The following is a 22,610-nucleotide window of genomic DNA, read 5'->3' as shown; positions in this document are numbered from 1 at the left end:
CCCCACAGGATTTCTCCTGTGGGGTATTCGAGTGATTTATTGGTGGTGTTACTTACATCGCGCTTTCAACACGTGCTGCAACATCCGCTGGCACCCAAGCTTTCCAGACGTCCGGCTTGGATTTCAGGAAATGCATCGCTGCCCCATCGGGCTTTTCGTCATTTTCCTGCATGTAGGCCAGCATTTCCGAGACCAGCGCGTTGCTGGTTTCGTAGTTGGTCAGGAAGGTGATCAGGGTTGGTGCAGCGGCTTTGAAGTCGTTGTTCACACCAATCGTGATTGTGCTTTGCGGGTAGGCGGTTGCCTTGGTCGGGTTTTCTTCTGTTTTCAGCGCATCAAAGATCGACTTGTCATAAGCCGGTTCTTCAAGACGCGTGCTGTCATAAAGACCCATCACCCAGGTTGGACCCCAATAGTAATAAAGGGCCGGTTTACCGCGTTTATGCGCCGATGCGATGGCAGCCGAAAGGGCCGCACCGGTGCCCGGGCGGAAGTTGGTGAAGCTGTCATCAAGGTCATAGGCACCAAGCTTGGCCGAATTGACCTTTTCACAGACCCAGCCCGACGGGCAGTTATAAAAACGCCCCTTGCCGGGTTCTTCCGGGTCTTCGAACAGTTCGGTGTATTTCGCCAGATCATCGACTGATTTCAGGTCCGGCGCCATCGGTTCAATGCCGCGTTCGGCATCGCCTTCGATGACATAGCTTGGTACGAACCAGCCTTCGACGGCGTCATCGAAGTTCACCCCGATCTGGCTGACATTGCCGGCTTCTTCGGCCTTGGTCCAGGCTTCGGCAACGTTGTCGCGCCAGATTTCCATGACGATATCAACGTCCCCTTTGCCGGCGCCTGTCAAAAGCGGGATGACATCGCCGGGCAGGGCATCAGTCTGACAGCCATAGCCCTTTTCAATGATGAAGCGGGCAACAGCGTTATGGAAAAGCGCACTGTCGTAATTGAGACCGGCAAACATCACCGGTCGATCAATCTCGCATGTGGCATCTTGCGCGTTTGCGCTTGAATGAGAAGTAAATGCAAGGCCAGCGGCCAAAAGCATTGCGGCTCCGGTAGGCAGGGTTTTCATCCTTCTGTCCCTTCGTGGTTGCGGTCCGGAATCGCATCAAATGCATGGTCGGTGCGGGATGTCCGCAATCGTCGGGAATCCCTCTGGTCCCGACTTGAATATGACCGTGCCCCTGATACAGGTGCTGCAATTCTAGACTTGGCTGTCAAATGCGCGCAACCCCCGGTATGAGATGTCACGTCGACGTGATGTTGAAATCATTGCACAATGCTCCTGACAGAGATGGCAGGAGATGTCAGGTGGTGTGATTTACGGTTGTCGCGGGGATTGGTTTAATTTGTCTGGCTTTGTCGTTATGTTGGGCAAAACACATTACCGGGCATTTTGAATTGAGGGCCGCCATGATGCATTCCAGCCTGTTCGTCTTTGATATCGAAACCGTGCCCGATATTGATGTTTTGCCGCAATTGACCGGTGAAACCGCACCCGATCCGGAAACCGGGCGCAAGATGCTGGAAGACTATCATCTTGAAATCACCAATGGGCGTAATGGCTTCCCGCGTCAGCCGTTTCACAAGGTGGTGGCGATCAGTTTTCTGCGCGCGACCATTCAGCGCGACGGCGATCTTGAAATGTATGAGATCGAAGAACTGCGATCGGGCGGGGAGCTCGCATCCGAGGAAAAAGACCTTGTGAATGGCTTCTTTGCCTATTGCGGCAAGCTGTATCCGCGCTTGGTCAGTTTCAATGGGCGCGGGTTTGATCTGCCGGTTTTGAAATACCGCGCGATGAAGCACGGGGTGTCGGCCCGCTGGCTGCATCAGGCGTCAAACAAGTGGGAAAACTATACGGCACGCTATGCGCCGCATTGGCATTGTGATCTGGCCGAAGTTCTTTCGGATTATGGGGCTTCGGCCCGCACCAAGATGAACGAGGTCTGTGCCGCCCTTGATCTGCCGGGCAAGACCGGGGTGGATGGCAGCAAGGTTTCAGACATGTTTGACAATGGCGAGATTGATGGCATTCGCCGCTATTGCGAGACGGATGTTCTGAATACCTATTTGCTGTATCTGCGCCATGCGCTTCATACCGGGATGACCGATCATGATGGCTATAACCATGCGATCAATCTGACCGTGGGCTGGCTTGAAGAACGGGCAGGCGACATTCCCGCCTATCAGGAATTCCTCGATGCCTGGAAGCAATCGAGTGGCGGGTCGTTTAATGTGCTTTGATATGGCCCAACGTTGAGCCCAAGCATGACATCAGAAGTGAAGTCCGTCACATTTTGACACCCTGTCTAGCAAATTTGTGTTGAATTAAATGCGAGTTGATCTTAATTGCATTGAATATGCAAGTGAGTTGCAACGTCAGTACGTTTCAACGTGTACCCAAATCCAACAGGGTCAAATTCAACAGGGATCGTTCAAATGGATATCAAGAAACTCGTCGGTGGTGCGGTATTCGGCGCAACAGCGATGGCTGCGACAACCGCGATGGCACAGGAAGTTAATGTCTATTCCCTGCGTCAGGAATTTCTGGTCGAACCGCTTTTTGAAAAGTTCACCGCTGAAACCGGCATCGACGTCAATGTGATCTTTGCTGAAAAAGGTTTGGTTGAACGTATCAAGCAGGAAGGCGCGAACAGCCCGGCCGATATCCTGATGACCGTCGATATCAGTCGTATCCAGCAGGCCGTTGACGCCGGTGTGACCGAAGCGGTTTCAAACGATACCTTGGCCTCCAATATCCCGGCCCATCTGCGCGATCCGGAAGGCCATTGGTTTGCCCTGACCCAGCGTGGTCGCGCGATCTATGCCTCCAAGGAGCGCGTGGCAGAAGGCGAGATCACGTCTTACGAAGACCTTGCCGACCCGAAATGGGAAGGGCGCATCTGCACCCGTTCCGGCACGCATGTTTATAACGTTGCGCTGTTTGCCTCGATGATCGCCGTTCATGGCGAGGAAAAAGCCAAGGAATGGTTGCAGGGTCTTAAGAATAATCTGGCGCGCAAGCCGCAGGGCAATGACCGCGCACAGGTCAAGGCGATCAAGGAAGGCGTTTGCGATCTTTCGATCGGCAACACCTATTACTACGGCAAGATGCTCGACAATGAAGAACAGCGTCCTTGGGCCGAGGCCGTGAACCTTGTCTTCCCGAATCAGGATGGTCGTGGCATGTCGATGAACATTTCGGGCATGAGCCTGATTGCCGATGCGCCGAACCGCGAAAACGCCATCAAGCTGATGGAATTCCTGGCCGGTGATGTTGCGCAGGGCATCTATGCTGAGGTCAATTACGAATATCCGGTCAAACCGGGCGTCGAGTGGGCCGAAAATGTGAAGTCCTGGGGCACTTTCAAGGCCGATGAAGTATCGCTGGCCGAGATTGCCCGCCTGAGCCCGGATGCGATCAAGATGGTCGATGAGATCGGTTATAACGAATAGTCAAACCGACTGAGTTTGATGAGCTTTTTGAAAGGGGTGGTGTAATGCCACCCCTTTTTTCAGTTTGGGTACGCCATCGCCGGCCGGATGCGGTCGCGCATTCGTGACTTCGGGTATGGCTCTTATGTGGTTTTCTTGCTTGCAAAAGGCGGGGCGGGCCCTTTAATTTCGGCCACAGCAAATACAAATCATTCCTAATTGCTGTGCGACCTGCAGCTGATCCAAACGAGGCATTTATGATTTCTCTGCGCAAAACCGTTCTTGGTCTTGTTGTTTCCGCGATGGGGTTGTCCATGTTCCCCACCGCCCATGCCGCAGAGGAAGTTAATGTCTATTCGCTTCGACAGCCCTTTCTGATCGAACCGATGTTCAAACGCTTCACCGAGGAAACAGGAATTCGCGTCAATACGCTTTTCTCGCAAAGTGGACTGGTGGAGCGCATCAAGCACGAAGGGCGCAATACCCCGGCCGATCTGCTGTTGACCGTTGATGTCGGCCGCATTCAGGATGCAGTCGATGCCGACATCGCCCAGCCGATCGAAAGTGCCGTTCTGGACGCCAATATCCCCGATCAGTTCCGCGATGAAGAAAAGCTTTGGGTCGGGATGACCACGCGTGCACGCGTGCTTTATACCTCGCTTGATCGGGTGGAGCCGGACGCCATCACCACCTATGAAGAGCTTGCTGATCCGAAATGGAAGGGGCGCATTTGTGTGCGTTCGGCCATGCATGTTTATAACATTGCCCTGATCGCCTCGATGATTGCCCACCATGGCGAAGAAGAGACCAAAACCTGGCTGAGTGCGGTTAAGGACAATCTGGCGCGCAAGCCGCAAGGCGGGGATACCGACCAGATCGAGGCGGTGTCACAGGGCGTCTGTGATGTGGCGATCGGCAATTCATACTATTACGGCAAGATGCTGGATGATCCGAACAAGGCCGATGCCGCCAAGCAGGTGCGCATCGTCTTCCCCAATCAGGGGGATCGCGGCACGCATGTGAATATTTCCGGTGTGGCGCTGATGAAATATGCGCCGAACAAGGAAAACGCCATCAAGCTGGTGGAATTCCTTTCAAGTGCCGAAGCCCAGCACATGTATGCCGATATCAATTTCGAATATCCGGTCAAACCGGGGGTCGCCTGGTCCGAAAGGGTTCGGGCCTGGGGCACGTTCGTTCATGATGATTTGCCGCTCAATACGGTTGCGGCCAATCGTGGGGCGGCGATCCGTCTGATTGATGAAGTCGGCTTTAACGAGTAGACCGCACGCCCATCCCAAGGTATCAAGACCGGCCAACCCGCACAGGGTGGCATGATCCGCGACGCAGGAAACGGAAACAGCCTTGAACAACGCTTGCCAGACGCCAGAGGAAGAGGATATCCGGCCCGCCGCCGTGACGGAGACCTTTGACCCGATGCGTGCACCATCCGGGCGCACGGCAATGCGTTGGTTGCCGCGTGGTCAGTCGGCTGTCTGGTTGATCGGGGCGTTTATCGTTGCGGCGATGGTGGCAGCACCGATTGTAGCCGTGGCGTGGATTGCGTTGTTCCCGACCGAGAATATCTGGCCGCATCTGGCTTCAACCATGTTGCCAAGGTACCTTAAAAACACCGGCATTCTGATGCTGGGCGTTGGCATCGGGGTGACCTTGATCGGGGTTGCCTCGGCGTGGGTTGTGACCATGTGCCGACTTCCGGGCAAGCGTTTCTTTGAATGGGCGATGCTGCTGCCCATGGCGGTCCCGGCTTATATCGTGGCCTATGTCTATACCGATCTTCTGGAATATGCCGGGCCGGTGCAGGGGATGCTGCGCGATATGTTTGGCTGGCAATCGGCGGCTGATTACTGGTTCCCCGATATTCGCACCAAGGGCGGTGCGATCATTGTGCTTAGCCTGACGCTGTATCCTTATGTTTACATGCTCGCACGTGCAGCCTTCCTGTCGCAATCGATCTGCGCGATTGAAGCCGCCCGTATTCTGGGACGGAGTGCCTGGAGTTCGTTTCTTACGGTCGCGTTGCCGTTGGCGCGACCGGCAATTGTTGTTGGCGTTGTGATTGCGTTGATGGAAACGCTCAATGACTTTGGCACGATTGATTTCTTTGCCGTGCATACCCTGACGGCCGGTATTTTTAATGTCTGGCTTGGTATGGGAAATGCCGGTGGTGCTGCCCAGATTGCCCTGACCATGCTGGCTGTTGTGATCGCATTGATGGTGATTGAGCGCTATTCACGTCGCCGCCAGCGTTTCCATGACACCACCAGCCGTTTTCAGGAACTCCCGGGCTATGAACTGAGCCCGCTTGCCAAGGCCGGGGCGTTGGCGGTTTGTATCCTGCCGATTGTGCTGGGCTTTGTCGTGCCGTCGCTGGTGCTGATTTATTATTCCATTGGCTATTTTGATCAAAGCTGGACGGCGGATTTCTTTGAAATTGCCGGTAACAGCCTTTTGGTATCCGGGCTTGCGACACTTGTTGCCGTTGGCTGCGCGATATTCATGGCCTATGCGCTGCGCCTGTTCCCGCAACCGCTTTTGAAATTCTGTGTCCGTCTTTCATCGGTCGGCTATGCCGTGCCGGGCGCGGTTCTGGCCATCGGTGTTTTGATCCCGTTTGCACGGTTTGACAACGCGTTGGACGCGGTGATGCGCGATACCTTCGGCATATCGACCGGGTTGCTGCTAAGCGGGACGGTATTCGCGTTGGTCTTTGCCTATGCAGTGCGGTTCATGGCGGTATCCTATGGCTCGATCGAAGCTGCCCTTGGCAAGGTTCGGCCAAGCATGGATGATGCGGCGCGCACCTTGGGCGAAAGCCCTTGGGGAACGCTAAAACGCATTCACTTCCCGATGGTGCGTGGTGGCATTTTGGCGGCATCGGTGCTGGTCTTTGTCGATGGCATGAAGGAACTGCCAGCAACGCTTATTTTGCGTCCGTTCAATTTTGATACACTGGCCACCCATGTCTATCAGTTCGCCAAGGATGAAATGATTGAACATGCTGCCCTTGGGGCGCTAACCATTGTGCTTGTCGGTGTGGTGCCGGTGATTATGCTGAGCCGTGCAATTTCAAAATCCCGTCCGGGGCATAGCGGACAATCCTGATGCGTCCCGCCGATGATCGGGCTATCCTGATTGCGGATGGGAATACAAAACAAGATCAAGGGCGGCAGGAAACTTTCGGAATGCAAACAATCAAACCGGGACTGACAACACTTTCCAATGCGCTCGACATTGCCTTTGCCGAAGTGCCGGTGATGACGCCATCCGAAGAACGCCCGATCAGTGATTGCTACGGTGCGATTTTGCGCAAGGACGTCATTGCGCGGATTTCTGTGCCGTCGGTAGATAACTCGGCAATGGATGGCTACGCCCTGCGTCATGCCGATCTGGCCGCAATAGACGGCCCGGTTTCGGTCGTTGGTGCATCGTTGGCTGGCCACCCTTATGACGGAACCCTGCCAATGGGATGCGCGATCCGTATTGCGACGGGGGCAGCGATCCCCGATGGCGCGGATTGCGTGATCATTCAGGAAAATGTCAAAGCCAATGCCGATGAAACCATCATTGAAATTGATGCCGACGTGATCGCACGCACAAGTTTGCATCAAAATATCCGCTGGCTGGGTGAAGACATCAAAACCGGTGATACAGTTTTGAAGGCAGGCACAATCCTGCGCCCACAGGATATTGCGATTGCGGCCGGGCAGGGATTTGGCAGCTTGTCGGTTGCGCGGCCCCTTAAAGTTGCTGTCTTCTCCACCGGAGATGAACTGGCCAAGCCCGGTGATCCGTTGCCGCCGGGGGGCATTTATGATTCCAACCGGTTTGCAATGATCGGGATGTTGCGGTCCATAGGTTGCGAGGTCACAGACCTTGGATTGCTGACTGATAATTTTGATGTGTTGCAAAACGCGTTGTCGAGCGCGGCAAAGTCGCATGACGTGATCATGACATCTGGCGGTGTTTCGGTCGGCAAGGCCGATCTTCTGAAACCGGTGGTCGACAGCCTTGGTGAAATCACCGCCTGGAAGCTTGCGATCAAGCCCGGCAAGCCTTTGATGCGCGGCAAGATCGGTGATTGTCTGGTGATCGGGCTTCCGGGGAACCCGGTATCAGTCCTGGTCTCAGGGTTGCTCTATGTTTTGCCATTGCTGCGCCATGCGATGGGCGCGGATCATTCCAAATTGGCGCCAACACGTATCCCGGTCCGTGCCGGGTTTGATTTCAGGCGTGGCACCGGACGCAGGGAATGGTTGCGTGCGCGTCTGGTGCAGAATGATGACGGCGAATTCGAAACGATTGCTTTTTCTTCGACCAGTTCAGGGATGCTGTCATCAATGGTCTGGGCCGAAGGTCTGATTGAACTGCCGGAAAATTGCGGACAGGTCTCCAAGGGAGATCAGGTTCTTTATTTGCCGCTGCAAGGCCTGCAGTGACTTCATCAAAAATGATCCACATCATTGCAAACGAACATGGTTTGCCGGACTGTTGGATCGTTTCCAATCCGCGAAAGTGAATAGAATGACGATATCGGTGACGTTTTGTGGTGCTGCTGGTGGGGTGACCGGGTCTTGCTATTTTTTGCAGACCGATCAGGGCAATTTTCTTGTCGATTGCGGTATGTTCCAGGGCAGCAAAACCGTCCGTGAATTGAACTATGGCAAGTTCCCGTTTGAGGCGGACCGGATTTCGGCTGTGTTGCTGACGCATGCGCATATTGACCATACCGGCCTGGTGCCCAAGCTGGTCAAGGCCGGGTTTGGCGGGCCGATTTATGCGACGGAGCCGACCTGTGATCTTCTGACCTATATGTTGCCGGACTCGGGATACATTCAGGAAAGCGAAGTCGAACGTCTGAACCGTCGCAATGCGCGGCGCGGTCGTCCGGAAGTCACCCCGATCTACACCCGTGAAGACGCGGAAAATACGCTTTCGCAGCTCAAGACTGTCGACTATCACGAATGGTTGCCGGTGATCGACGGCGTGCGGGCGCGATTCTGGGATGCGGGGCATCTTCTTGGTTCCGCGTCGATCGAGGTGGAGATTGAGAACGGCGACAAAGACGGTAAACCGACAAGATTGCTGTTCTCGGGTGATGTTGGAACCGGCGAGGCCGTATTCAACGAAGCGCCCGAGGCCCCGACGGGGGTCGACTATCTGTTTGTCGAAACCACCTATGGCGATCGTAACCGTCCGGTGATGACCGACGAAGAACGCCGCGAGATGCTGCGCAAGGAAGTTCAGGATGCGCTGGGCAATGGCGGCAATCTGGTTATTCCGAGTTTTGCCGTTGCCAGAACGCAAGAGTTGCTTGTTGATCTTGCGCATCTTTTCAACCGCGGCCAGTTGCCACCGGCAAATGTCTTTGTCGATAGCCCCTTGGCGCAACGTGCGACCGATGTATTTGCCAAACACCTGAAGCGCGGCGACGCACAGGCGCTGTCGCATCCGAAGTTCCATATGGTGCCGGATGTTCAGGCCAGTAAGCAGCTCGCACAGGTCACCAGCGGTGCGATCATTATTTCCGCAAGTGGCATGTGCGATGCCGGTCGCATTCGCTATCATCTGAAGAACAACCTGTGGCGGCCTAATTGCACTGTGCTTCTGGTCGGTTTTCAGGCGGCGGGCTCTTTCGGGCGTGTTTTGCAGGGCGGGGCAAAACATGTGCGGATCCACGGCGATGAAATCGAAGTGCGTGCCCGTATTCGGACGTTGGACGTTTATTCCGGCCACGCCGATCAGGACATGCTTTTGCAATGGACCAAGAACCGCTTGCCAGTCGCGCGTCAGATTTTCCTCACCCACGGTGAAGAAGGCGCACGTGCGGCATTCCGCGAAGTTCTGATGGCGCACGGCATCGAGGAAAAGCAGATTTCCATGCCGATGCTTGATGATACGGTCACCCTCAAGAAGGGCAAAGGCCAACCGGCTATTCCGCAGGCACGTCTTTCGGGTGAAGAACTCTCGCGCGATGACTGGCATAATCTTTATGCAGGTACAGTAACTGCGCTTTCGGAAAAACTTCGTTCGCTTGAAACCGCGGAAGAAAGAAAAGAGATGCTCGAAAAAGTCTTGCGCGATATCGGTTCAGTATGAGAGCAATTGTCCAGGAGCTGAAAGAAGGGCGCAAACCCCGACTTCACGGATTTACTTGCCATAAACAAAGAACCTGTCACCCTGTTTATGGGTTGTGCGGGGAACTGAGATCACTACGCATACGGGCGGGGATATGTCAATCGTAGGGAATTCCGGATATCGGGTTCTGATATACAGCCATGATACCTTTGGGCTTGGGCATTTGCGCCGTTGCCGTACGATTGCGCATGCCCTGGTATCGCATCGCGATGATGTATCTGTACTGATTTTGTCAGGCTCGCCGATTATCGGCAGCTTTGAATTCCGCTCGCGCGTGGACTTTGTCCGCATTCCGGGCGTGATCAAGCTGTCGAATGGCGAATATACTTCGCTTAACCTTAATATCGATGTCGACCAGATTCTGGCGATGCGAGAATCGATTATCCAGCATACAGCCGATGTGTTTAACCCGGATATCTTTATCGTTGATAAAGAACCGCTTGGCTTGCGCGGCGAGGTCGAGTCTACCTTGCAGATGTTGCGCCATCGTCGCACCCGTTTGGTGATGGGCTTGCGCGATGTGATGGATGATCCCGTGAACCTGCGCGAAGAATGGGACCGCAAGCAATGCGTTCCGGCCTTGGCAAATCTCTATGACGAAATCTGGGTCTATGGCCTCAAGGAAATCTGTAATCCGCTCGAAGGGATCGACTTGCCCCCGGGCGTTGAAGAAAAGATGTCCTATACCGGCTATCTGCCACGTACTGCCACTCGCAGACCCGCACCCGAGCACGGGGCGCTTGGTCTTGAAGAACCGTATTATCTGGTAACGACAGGCGGTGGCGGGGACGGCGTCAATCTGGTCGATTGGGTGATTAGCGCCTATGAAACCGATCCGGACATTCCGGTGCCGTCGCTGGTTGTTCTCGGACCCTTTATGGGGCCGACACAGCAAAACGAATTCATGAAGCGTGCGGAAAAGATCGACAAACTGTCGGTCATTACCTTTGATGCCAATGTCGAAGTGTTGATGCACAAGTCGGCCGGCGTGATCGGCATGGGCGGTTACAACACCTTCTGCGAGATCCTGTCCTTTGATAAACCGGCCGTTATCGTGCCGCGTACTGTGCCGCGTCTTGAACAGTATGTTCGCGCTGCGGCGGCAGAAAAGCTTGGTCTGGTCAGAATGCTGACCGAAGACGGTGGTCGCGATCCGCGCGAAATGGCCGACGCACTGCGTGGTCTGATACATCAGCCAAAACCGTCACATGTGACTGTTCCAAACCTTATGGGCGGACTGGATCGCGTTGGCGAATTGGTTGATCGCTGGCTTCCGCCACAAATGGCCGCAGAATAATTCATCGGGAATAGATTTGATGGAACGCGACAATCTGGCAATCGTGGTGAAGGGTTATCCGCGATTGTCGGAGACCTTTATCGCCCAGGAAATTTTGGGTATTCAGCAGGCAGGCATTCCCTATCGGATTGTGTCGCTGCGCCATCCAACCGACAAAAAACGCCATCCGATCAATGATCGCATTACAGGTGCGGTCGATTATCTCCCGGAATATGTCTATCAGGAACCGATGCGGGTTTTGCGTGGCTGGCTTAAGGCCCGCAAGATGCCGGGATATCGTCGTGCCCTGAATATCTGGTGGCAGGATTACCGCCGGGACCGCACTGCCAATCGCGCGCGACGACTTGCCCAGGCCATGGTGATGGCCGCCGAGCTGCCCGATGATGTGACCCGCATCTATGCCCACTTCCTGCATACCCCGGCATCTGTGGCGCGCTATTGCGCGATCATGCGCGGTTTGCCGTGGTCCTGTTCGGCGCATGCCAAGGATATCTATACAAGTCAGGACTGGGACATGCGCGAAAAGCTGCGCGATATGGATTGGCTGGTGACCTGTACAAGCGCCAATGTCGATTACCTTCGTAAACTTGCTGAGGATCCGGATAAAGTTAATCTGCTCTATCACGGACTGGATTTTTCGCGTTTCCCCGAAGACCTTCCAGAAAGACCTCTGCGCGATGGGACGGATGCCGATAACCCGGTAAGGATCCTGTCGGTCGGGCGACTGGTGGGCAAGAAGGGCTATGACGACCTTCTGCGCGCCTTGGCCAAGTTGCCAGCCGACCTTCATTGGCGGTTCGTTCATATTGGTGGCGGCGATGGTGAAAAATATCAAAAACTTGCAACGGAGCTCGGCATAGCGGACCGCTGTGACTGGCAAGGGGCGCGTGATCAGAAAGAAGTTATCGCGGCATGTCAGTCGTCCGATTTGTTCGTACTGGCCAGCCGGATTGAGAAGGATGGTGATCGCGACGGGCTGCCAAACGTTCTGATGGAAGCGCAGCTTTGCGGACTTGCTGCGGTTTCGACTGCAATTTCGGCCATTCCTGAACTGATTAAAGACGGCGTAAACGGCAAACTTGTGCCCGAACGTGATCCGGATGCACTTGCGAGTGCGCTGAAAGCCTTGATCACTGATCCCCGTCTTCGAGAAACCATGGGTCGTAAGGGCAATGAGATTGTGCGTCGTGATTTCTCGTTCTATCGCGGCATGAAGGAACTGGCGGAACGTTTCGGTGTTAACTCCCAGTCCGACGAACAGGCTGCAATCCCCGCCGAACAACCCGCCGCAGAGTAGGAGGCACGCACTTGCAGGTTGCCTTTTACGCCCCGCTAAAGCCGACTGACCATCCTGTTCCGTCGGGTGACCGCCTGATTGCCCGCATGCTGTGTGAAGCCCTTCAGTCAGCAGGTATGAAGGTCGATATTGCTGCCCGCCTTCGTAGCCGCGTTGCTGATGGCAATGTCCTTAAGCAGGCGCGGCTTGCCGAACTGGGTACCAAACTTGCTGCCCGTTTAGTGCGCCAGTACCAATCGGGGTTCCGTCCCAAACCGGATATCTGGTTTACCTATCATATTTATTACAAGGCACCGGACTGGATCGGGCCGATTGTCGCCGATGCGCTGGGTATCCCGTATGTGGTGGCCGAAGCATCCTTTGCCCCAAAGCGTGCAAACGGGCCATGGGGACAAAGCCATCTGGCAGTCGAGACAACAATTAGGCAGGCGGATGCAGTTTTCTCACTCAATCGGGTCGATATGGAATGCCTTGCACAGGTCTGCCAACCGGATCGTCTGCACTTCCTGCCGCCCTTTACACGTGTCGCGTCATGGCATGTCGGACAGCGGGTAGCAATCAATCCAGAATGGGTGCGGTTGGTGACAACCGCAATGATGCGCGATGGTGACAAACTGAAATCCTATGCGCTTTTGGCAGACGCACTGGGTCGCCTCAGGCGCAATGGTGTTGATAACTGGCACCTGACAGTGATTGGTGATGGCCCAGCGCGTCAGGAGGTCGAGGACCTTTTTGAAGAACATGGACTTGGTGAAGACAAGGTTTCACTAGTGGGCCTGAAAACACCGGAACAAACCAAAGATATTCTCGCGCAGTCAGATTTGTTCGTATGGCCCGCGATCAATGAAGCCTTCGGAATGGCATTGCTTGAGGCCCAGTCTGCGGGGCTTCCGGTTCTGGCGGGGGATACTGGCGGTGTGTCGGGTATTGTTTCATCCGGTGTGACCGGGTGGCTTGTGCCTGTTGGTGATGTCGATGCTTTTTCAGACCGTTTAGCGGAATGCCTTGGGGCGGATATTGCCGTACTGCGCGATATAGGTGCCGCTGGCGCATCGAAAGCAGCGCAGCATCACACGCTTGAAGCCGCAGCTGATCTTTTATCCACCACATTCAAGAAAATCATCCCGGGTCACGTTTCGTCACAAAACGGGCAGGGTTTGGTATGAAACAGATCCGTTTTGCATTGCTTCGCCACGGTGTCACGGCCTGGAATACCGAAAAGCGCATTCAGGGACGGACAGATATCTCAATCAGGCCCGAGACAGCTGCTTGGTATCGCCAGCACCGCTTGCCCGCCATGTGGGCCAATGTTCCGTGGTTTTCTTCGCCCTTGTCCCGGACACGTGAAACTGCAGATGCGCTTGGGATCAGAACCGTTGCCACTGAGCCCGCGTTCATTGAAATGGACTGGGGTACGTGGGAGGGCCAAAAACTGTCGGATCTTCGTGCAAGGATGGGGGAAGACCTTCGCGCCAATGAAGACCGTGGATGGGATTTTCTCCCAGATGATGGCGAAAGCCCGCGTGATGTCTTGAACCGGGTTGCGACATTTCTAAAGGATTGCGACCTGCCGGAATTTGGTGCGGTCACCCATAAGGGCGTGATACGTGCTGTCTATGCTGCAGCACGTGGATGGGACATGATGGGCAAAATTCCAGACAAACTCGATTGGCACTGTTTGCAGGTGTTTCAGTATACTGATGAGGCCGGGCTCTCTGTTGAAGCACTCAATGTGCCGCTTGCGCCTGCGCAGGAGTCTGCGTGATGAGTGACGTCATGGTTTATGTTCAGCACTTGCTTGGCATTGGTCACGTCCGCCGTATGGCGTTGATCAATCAGGCGCTTCGCGATAAAGGGCTTGGCGTCACGGTCGTAAGCGGCGGTGTGCCCGATGACAGCCTTGATTTCGCGGCCAATGAAGTTGTTCAGCTTTCCCCGTGCAAAACATCCGATACTGGTTTCTCTGGGCTTGTCGATCCGGAAGGGAACGCCTTGGGGGACGATTGGCAGGAAGAACGTAAAAGACAACTCCTGACCGCGTTTAAGGAAACCGCGCCGAAACTGCTTCTGGTCGAAATGTTCCCATTCGGGCGCCGCGCATTTCGCTTCGAGTTGATCCCGCTATTTGACGCGGCGGTTGAGGCAGGCATTCCGATCATTTGTTCTGTCAGAGACCTTTTGGTGCGTAAAAAAGACATCGGCAAAACGCGATGGATGCGTGATACCGCGCGTAAATATCTTGATGCGGTTCTGGTGCATGGTGATCCGCAACTGTTTGGTTTTGATCGCAGCTTTGAGTTCGCCGACGATATATCGGACCTGATCGCCTACACGGGATATGTCGCACCAAAGGTTGCCAATGACGTCTCGGATGGTGTTGAGGCAGATCGTAGCGGTGTTCTCGTTTCTGCTGGCGGTGGTGCCGTCGGGGCTGAACTGATCAGGCTTGCAATTTCTGCCCGCGCGCATTCGCAAAAATATAGCGACGCTATTTGGGATATTGTCTCTGGGCCGCATTTTCCCTCAGATCAGTTCGATATTTTGCGCGGCCAGTTGCCCGACGGTGTGATCCTGCATCGGTTCTTGCCCGATTTCCGTGAACGGATGGCGCGTGCCGCCGTTTCCGTTTCACAGGCCGGATACAACACGCTGATGGATGTGTTGGCGACACGAACGCCAGCGGTCATGGTGCCTTTTGCGGAAGGCGGCGAAAGCGAGCAAACCGAACGTGCAGAAGTCCTTGCCAATGAAGGGGTTATTTCCCTGCTTGATCTTGATGGCCTGTCTGCGCAATCATTAGCAAAACAAATAGATAACGCCAGACAGCCAAGCGGGATTAAAATCGCGCTGGATGGCGCAAAAAGAACTGCGTCAATCATCGCAGAAAAGATCAAAGGGCAGGCATGAGCAGCTGGGACCAATTACGCGCAGAGCTTGATCTGTGGCAGTCGGAAGACCGGATTGCCAACGCGTGGTGGCGTGACGACGATGCTGTTTCTGTTACCCCGGCGCTTGAGACGCTTCTGCGTTTCGAACAAGACTATAAAGTGCCACTCGCCCTTGCGGTTATTCCGGCGGCTTTGCAGGATGACCTTGTCGAACGTCTTGTCGAGACGCTTGATACACGTGTGTTGCAGCATGGCTGGTCCCACCAGAACCACATGCCAGAGGGACGCAAGAAACAGGAACTCGATGACGTGCGCGATATTGGCGATGTCGTTGCCGATCTGCGCCATGGGTTTTCGGTTCTGCAATCGCGTTTTGGCAATCGTTTCTTGCCGGTCCTGGTGCCGCCATGGAACCGGGTGGCCGAAGATGTCGTGGCGGCTTTGCATTCCCTTGGCTTTTGCGGGATCAGCACATTCAATGCCCGCAAGGCGGCAGAGCCGTACAAAGGCATCATGCAGGTCAACACGCATGTTGACGTCATTGATTGGCGTGGAATACGCGGTTTTGTTGGCGAAGACGCGGCACTTGGCGCGATGATTGAACATCTGGCGGCGCGGCGAACAGGGCAGGTCGACGCGGATGAGCCGACGGGCATTCTGACCCATCATCTTGTCCATGACGAGGCCACCACGAAGTTCCTTGATAATCTGTTTTCTATGGACCATTCAGCCTTGCGCTGGTTGAGAATACCTGGAGTATTTCCATGGCAATAAGGCCAAAACAACACGTGGAACCTGAACAGGCACCGGCCCCCGAGGCCCCCAGTGTGCCAAGCACCGTGCCAAGCACTGTGGACCCGGTAAAGCCGGCAGGTGTTGGTGACAGCGAAGTCCAGACGATGGGCTATCCATCCAAATTGATGGCCCCTGATCTGGCGAAATCAATTGTCGGGCTGCTGATTTGCGGGGTTATCGCGCTGATTCCCGAGATGCTCGCAATCATTCAATGGACGTCGGCCGGGCTTGCTTTGCTGTTCGTTTTCTATTTTGCCCGCACGGTTATCCGCTTCCAGTCAAAGATTTATGTATCGGAATACGGCATTCGGCTTTCAAGTCTGCGCGGTGGAACGGCTTTTGCCTGGCCGGAACTTTCAAAGTTCCGTTTGCGTTACTTTAGTACCAAGCGCGATGGCAACAAGGGATGGTTCGAGCTGACCCTGCAGGCAGGGGATGCGAAAATTGTCGCAGAATCAACACTGGATGGTTTTGACGATCTCCTTGAAATTTCTCGTGATTGGGCGAAAGATAACCAGCTGCTTGTCGATGACGTCACAAGAACAAACTTGATGCGCATGGATGAGGCCGAAACACTGGTTAAGGCCGCGGCATCCGAACGCAAACACGGTGGTACCAACTAGAATGACCGATATTCTGCGCATCAAGGATCTGAAAGTTGAATTCGTACTGCCGCACATGCGTGTCAAGGCTGTCGAAAATGTAAGCTTTCGCATCGGTGCGCAGGAAACCGTGGCACTGGTTGGTGAGTCCGGATCGGGCAAAAGCACCATTTCGCAGGCGATCATGGGCTTGTTGCCAAAGGTGGCCCAAGTCACCAAAGGGTCTATCATCTTTGCCGATCCGAAAAAGCCCGGAACCCGGGTGGATATCGCCATGCTGGATCGGTCTGGCTCTGACATGCGCGCCATTCGCGGTGGCCGGATTTCGATGATTTTTCAGGAACCGATGAGTTCCCTGTCGCCGCTCCACACAATCGGCGATCAGATATGTGAAGCCGTGAAACTTCATCGCAAGGTCGGATCGGCCGAGGCGCGTGAGCTTGCCGTTGAAATGCTGACACTGGTCGGCTTTCCGCAGCCCAAGCGTTCACTGAAAACTTATCCATTCGAACTTTCCGGTGGCCTGCGCCAGCGCGCGATGATTGCGATGGCACTGGTTTGTCGTCCGGCCTTGCTGATTGCGGATGAACCGACAACCGCGCTTGATGTAACCATTCAGGCGCAAATTCTGCGTCTGATCAAGGAAGTGCAGGCGGAACTGCAGATGTCGGTTCTGTTGATCACCCATGATCTTGGTGTGGTTGCCAACATGGCAGACCGGATGGTGGTGATTTATGACGGGCGGGTGGTCGAGGCTGGCAAAACCGACGATGTGTTCATCAATCCCGGCCATACCTATACACGATCATTGCTGGCGGCGGTTCCGCACTTTGATATGGGACCTGACGAAAGATTGCGCCCGCTGCGCGAGATCAAGCCGAAAACCGGCAGTCTACTTGCCCGTGCAGGTGATGGCGATACACAACAAAATACATCGGATGTTCCGGCAACTTTGGCCCTGCACCCGACCATGGCCAGCGAGCCGGTTCTGGCAGTTCGCCATCTCAGCAAAAGTTTTACCACGCGCAAGGGTAACTGGATCAAATCCGAAGAGCGCCTTATACCCGCAGTGTCCGACGTCTCGCTGACGGTTAATCGCGGCGAATGCGTTGGTCTTGTGGGTGAAAGTGGTTGTGGTAAAACAACGCTTTCCAAACTGATCATGCGCGCGATGAGCCCGGATGAAGGTTCCATTCTGTTTCGCGGTGAAAGCGGACAGATGACTGAATTGACAGGGCTTGATGAAGATCAGCTCAATCCCTACCGAAAGCGGATACAATTTGTTTTTCAGGACCCGTTCGGATCGCTTAATCCGCGAATGACGGTTCAGGATATCATTACCGAGCCTATGCTTATTCACGGTGTCGGGGATAGTAACTATCGACAGAAAATGGTGCTGGAACTGATGGACCTGGTTGGTCTTGATCCGCGCTTTCTGAACCGTTATCCGCATAGTTTTTCGGGCGGGCAGCGCCAGCGTATCGGGATTGCACGTGCGCTTAGCCTAAAGCCGGATTTGTTGATTTTCGATGAGCCGACATCGGCACTTGATGTGTCGGTTCAGGCGCAAATACTTAATCTTTTAAAAGATTTGCAGCGCGATCTTAATTTGACCTATCTGTTCATTTCGCACAATCTTGCGGTCGTGGATTACGTTGCAGACAGGATTGCCGTGATGTGTGCAGGGCGGATTGTTGAATCCGCACCACGTGAAGTGTTGTTTAAAAACCCGATGCATCCCTACACGCAGGCTTTGCTGCATGCCGTGCCGTTTGCCGATCTGGATCACCTGCTTGATTTCGACAAGATAATGGATGGCAAGGCATCTGATCCATCCCGGTGGCCAGCCCCGTTCACGATCAACCAGACCAGCGAGCCCAAGATGATGCAGGTCGCAGAAGATCACTTTGTTCGTGCCGAACGTGCCGATTTTACGGAGATCGCTATATGATCAGTGTTTTAAACCCGTCGATGTCTAGAATTCATCGTGCCTTTTCCGGCCTTGTGATGACGACAGGTTTTCTGGCGGCAAGTGTCTTGGTCGCACCGGCGCATGCAGAAGTCCCTTATTTCGAGGATGCGGTCGCAAGCGGGTCTTTGCCTGCGATGAACGACCGCCTGCCAGAACATCCGCATGTGATTGAGTTTGCGGGTGAGGGTAAGGAAATCGGTAAGTATGGTGGGGAGTTTGTCACCATCATGGGGCGGTCCAAAGATATCCGTATGGCGGTTGTCTATGGCTATGCCCGCTTGATCGGCTATGATCAGGATCTGAACCTGCGTCCAGACATCCTTGAAGCGCTTGATGTGAACGAAGAAGGCAATGTCTTCACGTTGCATATCCGCAAAGGTCACAAATGGTCGGATGGCGAGCCGTTCACGGCCGAGGATTTTCGCTATTACTGGGAAGATATCGTCAATAATGATGAACTGTTTCCGGTCGGACCGCCGCGTTTCCTGTTTGTCGGGAATGAACCGGCAACCTTTGAAATTCTTGACGAATATACCGTTCGCTACAGCTGGTCACAGCCAAACCCGTTTTTCCTGACCGAACTGGCAGCAACCCGCCCGCCATTTATTTATCGTCCGGCGCACTACCTGAAACAGTTCCACGAGAATTATCGTGATGCGGACGAACTTCAAGCGATGGTTGAAGAACGCGGTCTGCGTAGCTGGGCTGTGTTGCATACGGACATTGATCGTCCCTACAAGCTTTCCAACATTCATCGCCCATCGCTGGAGCCATGGCTGATCACGACAGAGGAGCCGTCTGATCGCTTCGTCTTCGTGCGCAACCCGTATTATCACCGCGTCGATCCGGAAGGTAACCAGCTTCCTTACATCGACCGGATGATCTTCAATATCTCGAACGCAAAGCTGGTTCCGGCCAAAGTGGGCGCGGGCGAGGTCGATCTGCAAAGCAGAATTCTGTCGCTTAAGGACTACACGTTCCTGAAGCAATCCGAAGCCAACCAGAACTATGATGTGCGTCTTTGGGATGTCGGGGCCGGGGCTTACGCGGCATTGTATCCCAACCTGACCTGCAGCGATCCGGTCTGGCGCGAAGTTCTGCGCGATGTCCGTTTCCGTCGTGCGCTGTCATTGGCGATCAACCGCACCGAAATTAACCGGGTCATGTTCTTTGGTCTGGCGCAACCAACCAACAATACCATCTTGCCAAAAAGCCCGTTGTTCAAACCGGAATATCGCGAAAGTTATACCGATTTCGACGTCAAGGCCGCAAACCAACTGCTTGATGCAATGGGGCTGGATGAACGCAATGGCGAAGGTATCCGTCTTTTGCCAGATGGACGTCCGATGGAAATCATTGTCGAGACGTCTGGGGAAAACCCCGAACATGACGACATGCTTGAACTGGTTGGCGACAGTTGGCGTCAGGTTGGCATCAAGCTGTTCGTCAAGGGGTTGCAGCGCGAAGTGATGCGCAACCGTGCCTATACCGGCGAGACGATCATGTCGATTTTCAACGGTATTGATAACGGCTTGGCGACGCCCAACACTGCCCCTGACGAATTTGTTCCTGTCCTGCAAGACAGCCTGCAATGGCCGAAATGGGGGCAGTATTATCAAACGGACGGCGAGGCGGGTGAAGCACCCGATATGCCAGCCGCCAGGGAACTGATGGAACAGTATCGCAAGTGGCAAACCAGCAATGAAGCGGGCCAGAAACAAGCATGGCAAGCCATTCTCGATATCAATTCGGAAAACATGTTCTCAATCGGTTTGATCGGCAACGTGCCGCAACCGGTCGTCATCGACAAGGACATGCGCAACGTACCCGAAAAAGGCATCCATAGCTGGGAGCCGGGTGCGTTCTTTGGGATTTATCGGCCTGATACCTTCTGGTGGGATCGGTAATCTTTTAACTAAAAACGTGTTGTTTTACGTCGTTGAGGGAATGGCGTGAAACAACCTCGGGGGAGCAACAGCGCCGATGCTGACTTATCTGGCAAGACGGCTTTTCGTGATGATACCCACTCTGTTTATGATCAGCGTGCTGGTGTTTGTCATCATTCAGCTGCCGCCCGGCGACTTTCTGACCACGTATCTCAACGAGCTTCAAGCCCAGGGCGAGGCGGTTGACCCGGCCAAGATCGAGTTTCTCAAACGGCAATATGGGCTGGATCAGCCGATCTATATTCAGTATGCCGAATGGGCCTGGGGGCTTTTGCAAGGCGATCTCGGTTTTTCATTTGAATATAACCTGCCGGTGTCCGATGTGGTCGGTGATCGGCTTTGGCTGTCGCTGGTACTGAATTTCAGCACGATCATCTTCATCTACATCGTCAGCTTCCCCATCGGGATCTATTCGGCAACCCGTCAATATAGCTGGGGCGACTATGGGTTCACGTTGCTGGGCTTCCTTGGGCTTGCCATGCCGAACTTCCTGTTTGCCCTGATCCTGCTTTATTACGCAAATGTCGTTTTCGGAACATCAATCGGTGGTCTGATGGACCCGGAATACATCAATCAAGGCTGGTCCTTGGCCAAGATGATGTCGGTCGTTGAACATCTTTGGGCACCGGTCGTGGTGATCGGGACGTCCGGGACAGCCGCCATGATCCGCCGTCTTCGCGCCAACCTGCTTGATGAACTGGGCAAGCAATATGTGGTTACAGCCCATGCCAAGGGTCTGTCACCGACCAAGGTACTGTTCAAGTATCCTTTGCGCATGGCGCTTAACCCGTTTATCGCCGATATCGGTAATATCCTGCCGCAAGTGGTGTCGGGCTCGGTTCTGGTGTCGGTGGTGATGTCATTGCCGACCACGGGGCCGATGTTGCTTACGGCATTGCAAAGTCAGGATATGTATCTGGCTGGTTCATTCCTGATGTTTTTGGCCCTTTTGACGGTTGTCGGCATGTTTGTTTCCGATGTGTTGCTTGCCTGGCTTGACCCGCGCATTCGTCTGCAGGGAGGGGTCGGCAATTGAGCAAGGAAACCGAAAAGCGTAACGAACATTTTGTTGATTCAGCACCGTTTGATCCCTGGGATCGCGAGGAACTGACGCCCGAGCAGGAAAAGTATTTCCTGGCCTCCCAGTGGCAATTGATGTGGTGGCGTTTGAAACGGCACAGGCTGGCGTATTTTTCACTGATTGTTCTGGCGATCATGTACGCGTCGGTCTTTATCGTCGAGTTCATTGCACCCTATGCGCAGGAAACCCGCAATTCGGAATATATCCATCACCCGCCACAGGGTATTCATCTGTTCCATGAGGGCGAATTTGTCGGGCCTTTTACATATGGCACCGATTTCTCGGTCAATATGGAAACACTCAAACCGACTTACACGGTCAATACGGATCGGATAGAGCCATTGCGCTTTTTCTGTTCGGGGGATGAGTATGAATTCTGGGGCATGATCGATATGGACTTCCATTTCGTCTGCCCGTCTGAAGACGGTACGCTGTTCATGTTCGGCACCGACAGACTTGGTCGGGACATGTTGTCACGGATGATCTATGGCGCGCGGGTTTCGCTGACCATTGGTCTGGTGGGCATTTCCGTCAGTTTCCTTCTCGGTATCCTGATCGGTGGGGCGGCCGGGTATTACGGTGGCTGGGTGGATTCAACAGCCCAGCGTGCGATTGAAGTCATCCGTTCGTTGCCGGAAATTCCGCTTTGGATGGCGCTTTCAGCCGCATTGCCCGTGACCTGGAGCCCGATTTTAATCTATTTCGGGATCACGATTATCCTTGGTCTGATCGACTGGACGGGGCTTGCCCGCGCAGTGAGATCGAAACTTCTGGCGCTTCGTGAAGAGGACTATGCACTGGCGGCACGCCTGATGGGGGCGAAGCCAAAGCGGATTATTGCGCGTCACTTGCTGCCGAACTTTGCCAGCCACCTGATCGCATCGGTGACGCTATCGATCCCCAACATGATCCTTGGTGAAACCGCGCTGAGCTTCCTTGGGCTTGGCCTGCGCGCGCCGGTGACCAGTTGGGGGGTGTTGCTCAATGAAGCGCAAAACATCAATGCGGTCGCGGTTTATCCTTGGCTGATGTTGCCGGTGGTGCCGGTGGTGATTGTGGTTCTTGCGTTCAATTTCCTTGGCGACGGGCTGCGGGATGCAGCCGACCCCTACAAGAACTGAGC

18 protein-coding genes are annotated in these 22,610 nt (G+C 54.4%); 17 read left to right on the top strand and 1 reads right to left on the bottom strand.

Annotated elements, in window-relative coordinates; translation table 11 throughout:
- Window positions 1-52: 52 nt before the first annotated feature.
- A complete protein-coding gene (locus IT893_RS09790) occupies window positions 53-1,084 on the bottom strand; it encodes an ABC transporter substrate-binding protein (RefSeq protein ID WP_197147607.1) in 1,032 nt (343 codons plus the stop codon).
- A 341-nt stretch (window positions 1,085-1,425) separates the two neighbouring features.
- Here IT893_RS09790 and IT893_RS09785 point away from each other — a divergent pair, with 341 nt between their 5' ends.
- The 17 genes from IT893_RS09785 to IT893_RS09705 all read left to right on the top strand — a co-directional run bounded on the left by IT893_RS09785 (window position 1,426) and on the right by IT893_RS09705 (window position 22,608).
- Complete coding sequence (locus IT893_RS09785) at window positions 1,426-2,259, top strand: 3'-5' exonuclease (protein WP_197147606.1); 834 nt, start codon at window positions 1,426-1,428, stop codon at window positions 2,257-2,259.
- 195 nt (window positions 2,260-2,454) lie between these two features.
- The gene (locus tag IT893_RS09780) at window positions 2,455-3,471 is read left to right on the top strand and encodes a Fe(3+) ABC transporter substrate-binding protein (RefSeq protein WP_197147605.1); all 1,017 of its coding nucleotides are present in this window, start codon (window positions 2,455-2,457) and stop codon (window positions 3,469-3,471) included.
- 236 nt (window positions 3,472-3,707) lie between these two features.
- On the top strand, window positions 3,708-4,733 hold the full coding sequence (locus IT893_RS09775; RefSeq protein WP_197147604.1) for a Fe(3+) ABC transporter substrate-binding protein: 1,026 nt from the start codon (window positions 3,708-3,710) through the stop codon (window positions 4,731-4,733).
- A gap of 154 nt (window positions 4,734-4,887) precedes the next feature.
- Window positions 4,888-6,576: an ABC transporter permease gene (locus IT893_RS09770; RefSeq protein ID WP_371810700.1), complete on the top strand. Its 1,689-nt coding sequence runs from the start codon at window positions 4,888-4,890 to the stop codon at window positions 6,574-6,576.
- A gap of 80 nt (window positions 6,577-6,656) precedes the next feature.
- Complete coding sequence (gene glp, locus IT893_RS09765; protein ID WP_197147603.1) at window positions 6,657-7,910, top strand: gephyrin-like molybdotransferase Glp; 1,254 nt, start codon at window positions 6,657-6,659, stop codon at window positions 7,908-7,910.
- A gap of 85 nt (window positions 7,911-7,995) precedes the next feature.
- Window positions 7,996-9,570, top strand: coding sequence for an MBL fold metallo-hydrolase (locus tag IT893_RS09760; protein ID WP_197147602.1), 1,575 nt, complete (start codon window positions 7,996-7,998; stop codon window positions 9,568-9,570).
- A 133-nt stretch (window positions 9,571-9,703) separates the two neighbouring features.
- Window positions 9,704-10,906: a glycosyltransferase family protein gene (locus IT893_RS09755; RefSeq protein ID WP_063089861.1), complete on the top strand. Its 1,203-nt coding sequence runs from the start codon at window positions 9,704-9,706 to the stop codon at window positions 10,904-10,906.
- Between the two features lie 19 nt (window positions 10,907-10,925).
- The gene (locus IT893_RS09750) at window positions 10,926-12,203 is read left to right on the top strand and encodes a glycosyltransferase family 4 protein (RefSeq protein ID WP_197147601.1); all 1,278 of its coding nucleotides are present in this window, start codon (window positions 10,926-10,928) and stop codon (window positions 12,201-12,203) included.
- Window positions 12,204-12,214: 11 nt separating this feature from the next.
- Window positions 12,215-13,369 (top strand): glycosyltransferase family 4 protein, encoded by a 1,155-nt coding sequence (locus IT893_RS09745; protein ID WP_197147600.1) that lies wholly within the window; start codon window positions 12,215-12,217, stop codon window positions 13,367-13,369.
- On the top strand, window positions 13,366-13,968 hold the full coding sequence (locus IT893_RS09740; protein ID WP_197147599.1) for a histidine phosphatase family protein: 603 nt from the start codon (window positions 13,366-13,368) through the stop codon (window positions 13,966-13,968). Before IT893_RS09745 ends, IT893_RS09740 begins: the two co-directional genes overlap by 4 nt.
- A complete protein-coding gene (locus tag IT893_RS09735) occupies window positions 13,968-15,110 on the top strand; it encodes a glycosyltransferase family protein (RefSeq protein WP_197147598.1) in 1,143 nt (380 codons plus the stop codon). Before IT893_RS09740 ends, IT893_RS09735 begins: the two co-directional genes overlap by 1 nt.
- Window positions 15,107-15,865 carry a polysaccharide deacetylase family protein gene (locus IT893_RS09730; protein ID WP_197147597.1) on the top strand — a complete coding sequence of 253 codons (759 nt, stop codon included), beginning with the start codon at window positions 15,107-15,109 and terminating at the stop codon, window positions 15,863-15,865. Before IT893_RS09735 ends, IT893_RS09730 begins: the two co-directional genes overlap by 4 nt.
- Before the next feature lie 14 nt (window positions 15,866-15,879).
- Window positions 15,880-16,509 carry a hypothetical protein gene (locus IT893_RS09725; protein WP_252724132.1) on the top strand — a complete coding sequence of 210 codons (630 nt, stop codon included), beginning with the start codon at window positions 15,880-15,882 and terminating at the stop codon, window positions 16,507-16,509.
- A gap of 1 nt (window position 16,510) precedes the next feature.
- Window positions 16,511-18,439, top strand: a complete 1,929-nt coding sequence (locus tag IT893_RS09720) for an ABC transporter ATP-binding protein (protein ID WP_197147595.1) — start codon at window positions 16,511-16,513, stop codon at window positions 18,437-18,439.
- Window positions 18,436-20,367, top strand: coding sequence for an ABC transporter substrate-binding protein (locus IT893_RS09715; protein WP_197147594.1), 1,932 nt, complete (start codon window positions 18,436-18,438; stop codon window positions 20,365-20,367). The genes IT893_RS09720 and IT893_RS09715 overlap by 4 nt, the downstream gene beginning before the upstream one ends.
- Window positions 20,368-20,443: 76 nt before the next feature.
- The gene (locus tag IT893_RS09710; RefSeq protein ID WP_064780909.1) at window positions 20,444-21,442 is read left to right on the top strand and encodes an ABC transporter permease; all 999 of its coding nucleotides are present in this window, start codon (window positions 20,444-20,446) and stop codon (window positions 21,440-21,442) included.
- Entirely contained in the window at window positions 21,439-22,608 is a 1,170-nt protein-coding gene (locus IT893_RS09705; RefSeq protein ID WP_197147593.1) for an ABC transporter permease, read from the top strand. Before IT893_RS09710 ends, IT893_RS09705 begins: the two co-directional genes overlap by 4 nt.
- The last annotated feature ends 2 nt before the right edge of the window (window positions 22,609-22,610 follow it).

Origin of the sequence: Thalassospira sp. A40-3, from assembly GCF_015871485.1 — a bacterium.
Lineage (GTDB): Bacteria > Pseudomonadota > Alphaproteobacteria > Rhodospirillales > Thalassospiraceae > Thalassospira > Thalassospira tepidiphila.
The sequence above is the reverse complement of the archived record's forward strand: the minus strand, read 5'-3'. Positions and strand labels throughout refer to the sequence as shown.

Coding starts and splice junctions, on each gene's coding strand:
- IT893_RS09790 (WP_197147607.1), bottom strand. CDS start 1,084: ATGAAAACCCTGCCTACCGGAGCCGCAATGCTTTTGGCCGCTGGCCTT.
- IT893_RS09785 (WP_197147606.1), top strand. CDS start 1,426: ATGATGCATTCCAGCCTGTTCGTCTTTGATATCGAAACCGTGCCCGAT.
- IT893_RS09780 (WP_197147605.1), top strand. CDS start 2,455: ATGGATATCAAGAAACTCGTCGGTGGTGCGGTATTCGGCGCAACAGCG.
- IT893_RS09775 (WP_197147604.1), top strand. CDS start 3,708: ATGATTTCTCTGCGCAAAACCGTTCTTGGTCTTGTTGTTTCCGCGATG.
- IT893_RS09770 (WP_371810700.1), top strand. CDS start 4,888: ATGCGTGCACCATCCGGGCGCACGGCAATGCGTTGGTTGCCGCGTGGT.
- glp (WP_197147603.1), top strand. CDS start 6,657: ATGCAAACAATCAAACCGGGACTGACAACACTTTCCAATGCGCTCGAC.
- IT893_RS09760 (WP_197147602.1), top strand. CDS start 7,996: ATGACGATATCGGTGACGTTTTGTGGTGCTGCTGGTGGGGTGACCGGG.
- IT893_RS09755 (WP_063089861.1), top strand. CDS start 9,704: ATGTCAATCGTAGGGAATTCCGGATATCGGGTTCTGATATACAGCCAT.
- IT893_RS09750 (WP_197147601.1), top strand. CDS start 10,926: ATGGAACGCGACAATCTGGCAATCGTGGTGAAGGGTTATCCGCGATTG.
- IT893_RS09740 (WP_197147599.1), top strand. CDS start 13,366: ATGAAACAGATCCGTTTTGCATTGCTTCGCCACGGTGTCACGGCCTGG.
- IT893_RS09735 (WP_197147598.1), top strand. CDS start 13,968: ATGAGTGACGTCATGGTTTATGTTCAGCACTTGCTTGGCATTGGTCAC.
- IT893_RS09730 (WP_197147597.1), top strand. CDS start 15,107: ATGAGCAGCTGGGACCAATTACGCGCAGAGCTTGATCTGTGGCAGTCG.
- IT893_RS09720 (WP_197147595.1), top strand. CDS start 16,511: ATGACCGATATTCTGCGCATCAAGGATCTGAAAGTTGAATTCGTACTG.
- IT893_RS09715 (WP_197147594.1), top strand. CDS start 18,436: ATGATCAGTGTTTTAAACCCGTCGATGTCTAGAATTCATCGTGCCTTT.
- IT893_RS09710 (WP_064780909.1), top strand. CDS start 20,444: ATGCTGACTTATCTGGCAAGACGGCTTTTCGTGATGATACCCACTCTG.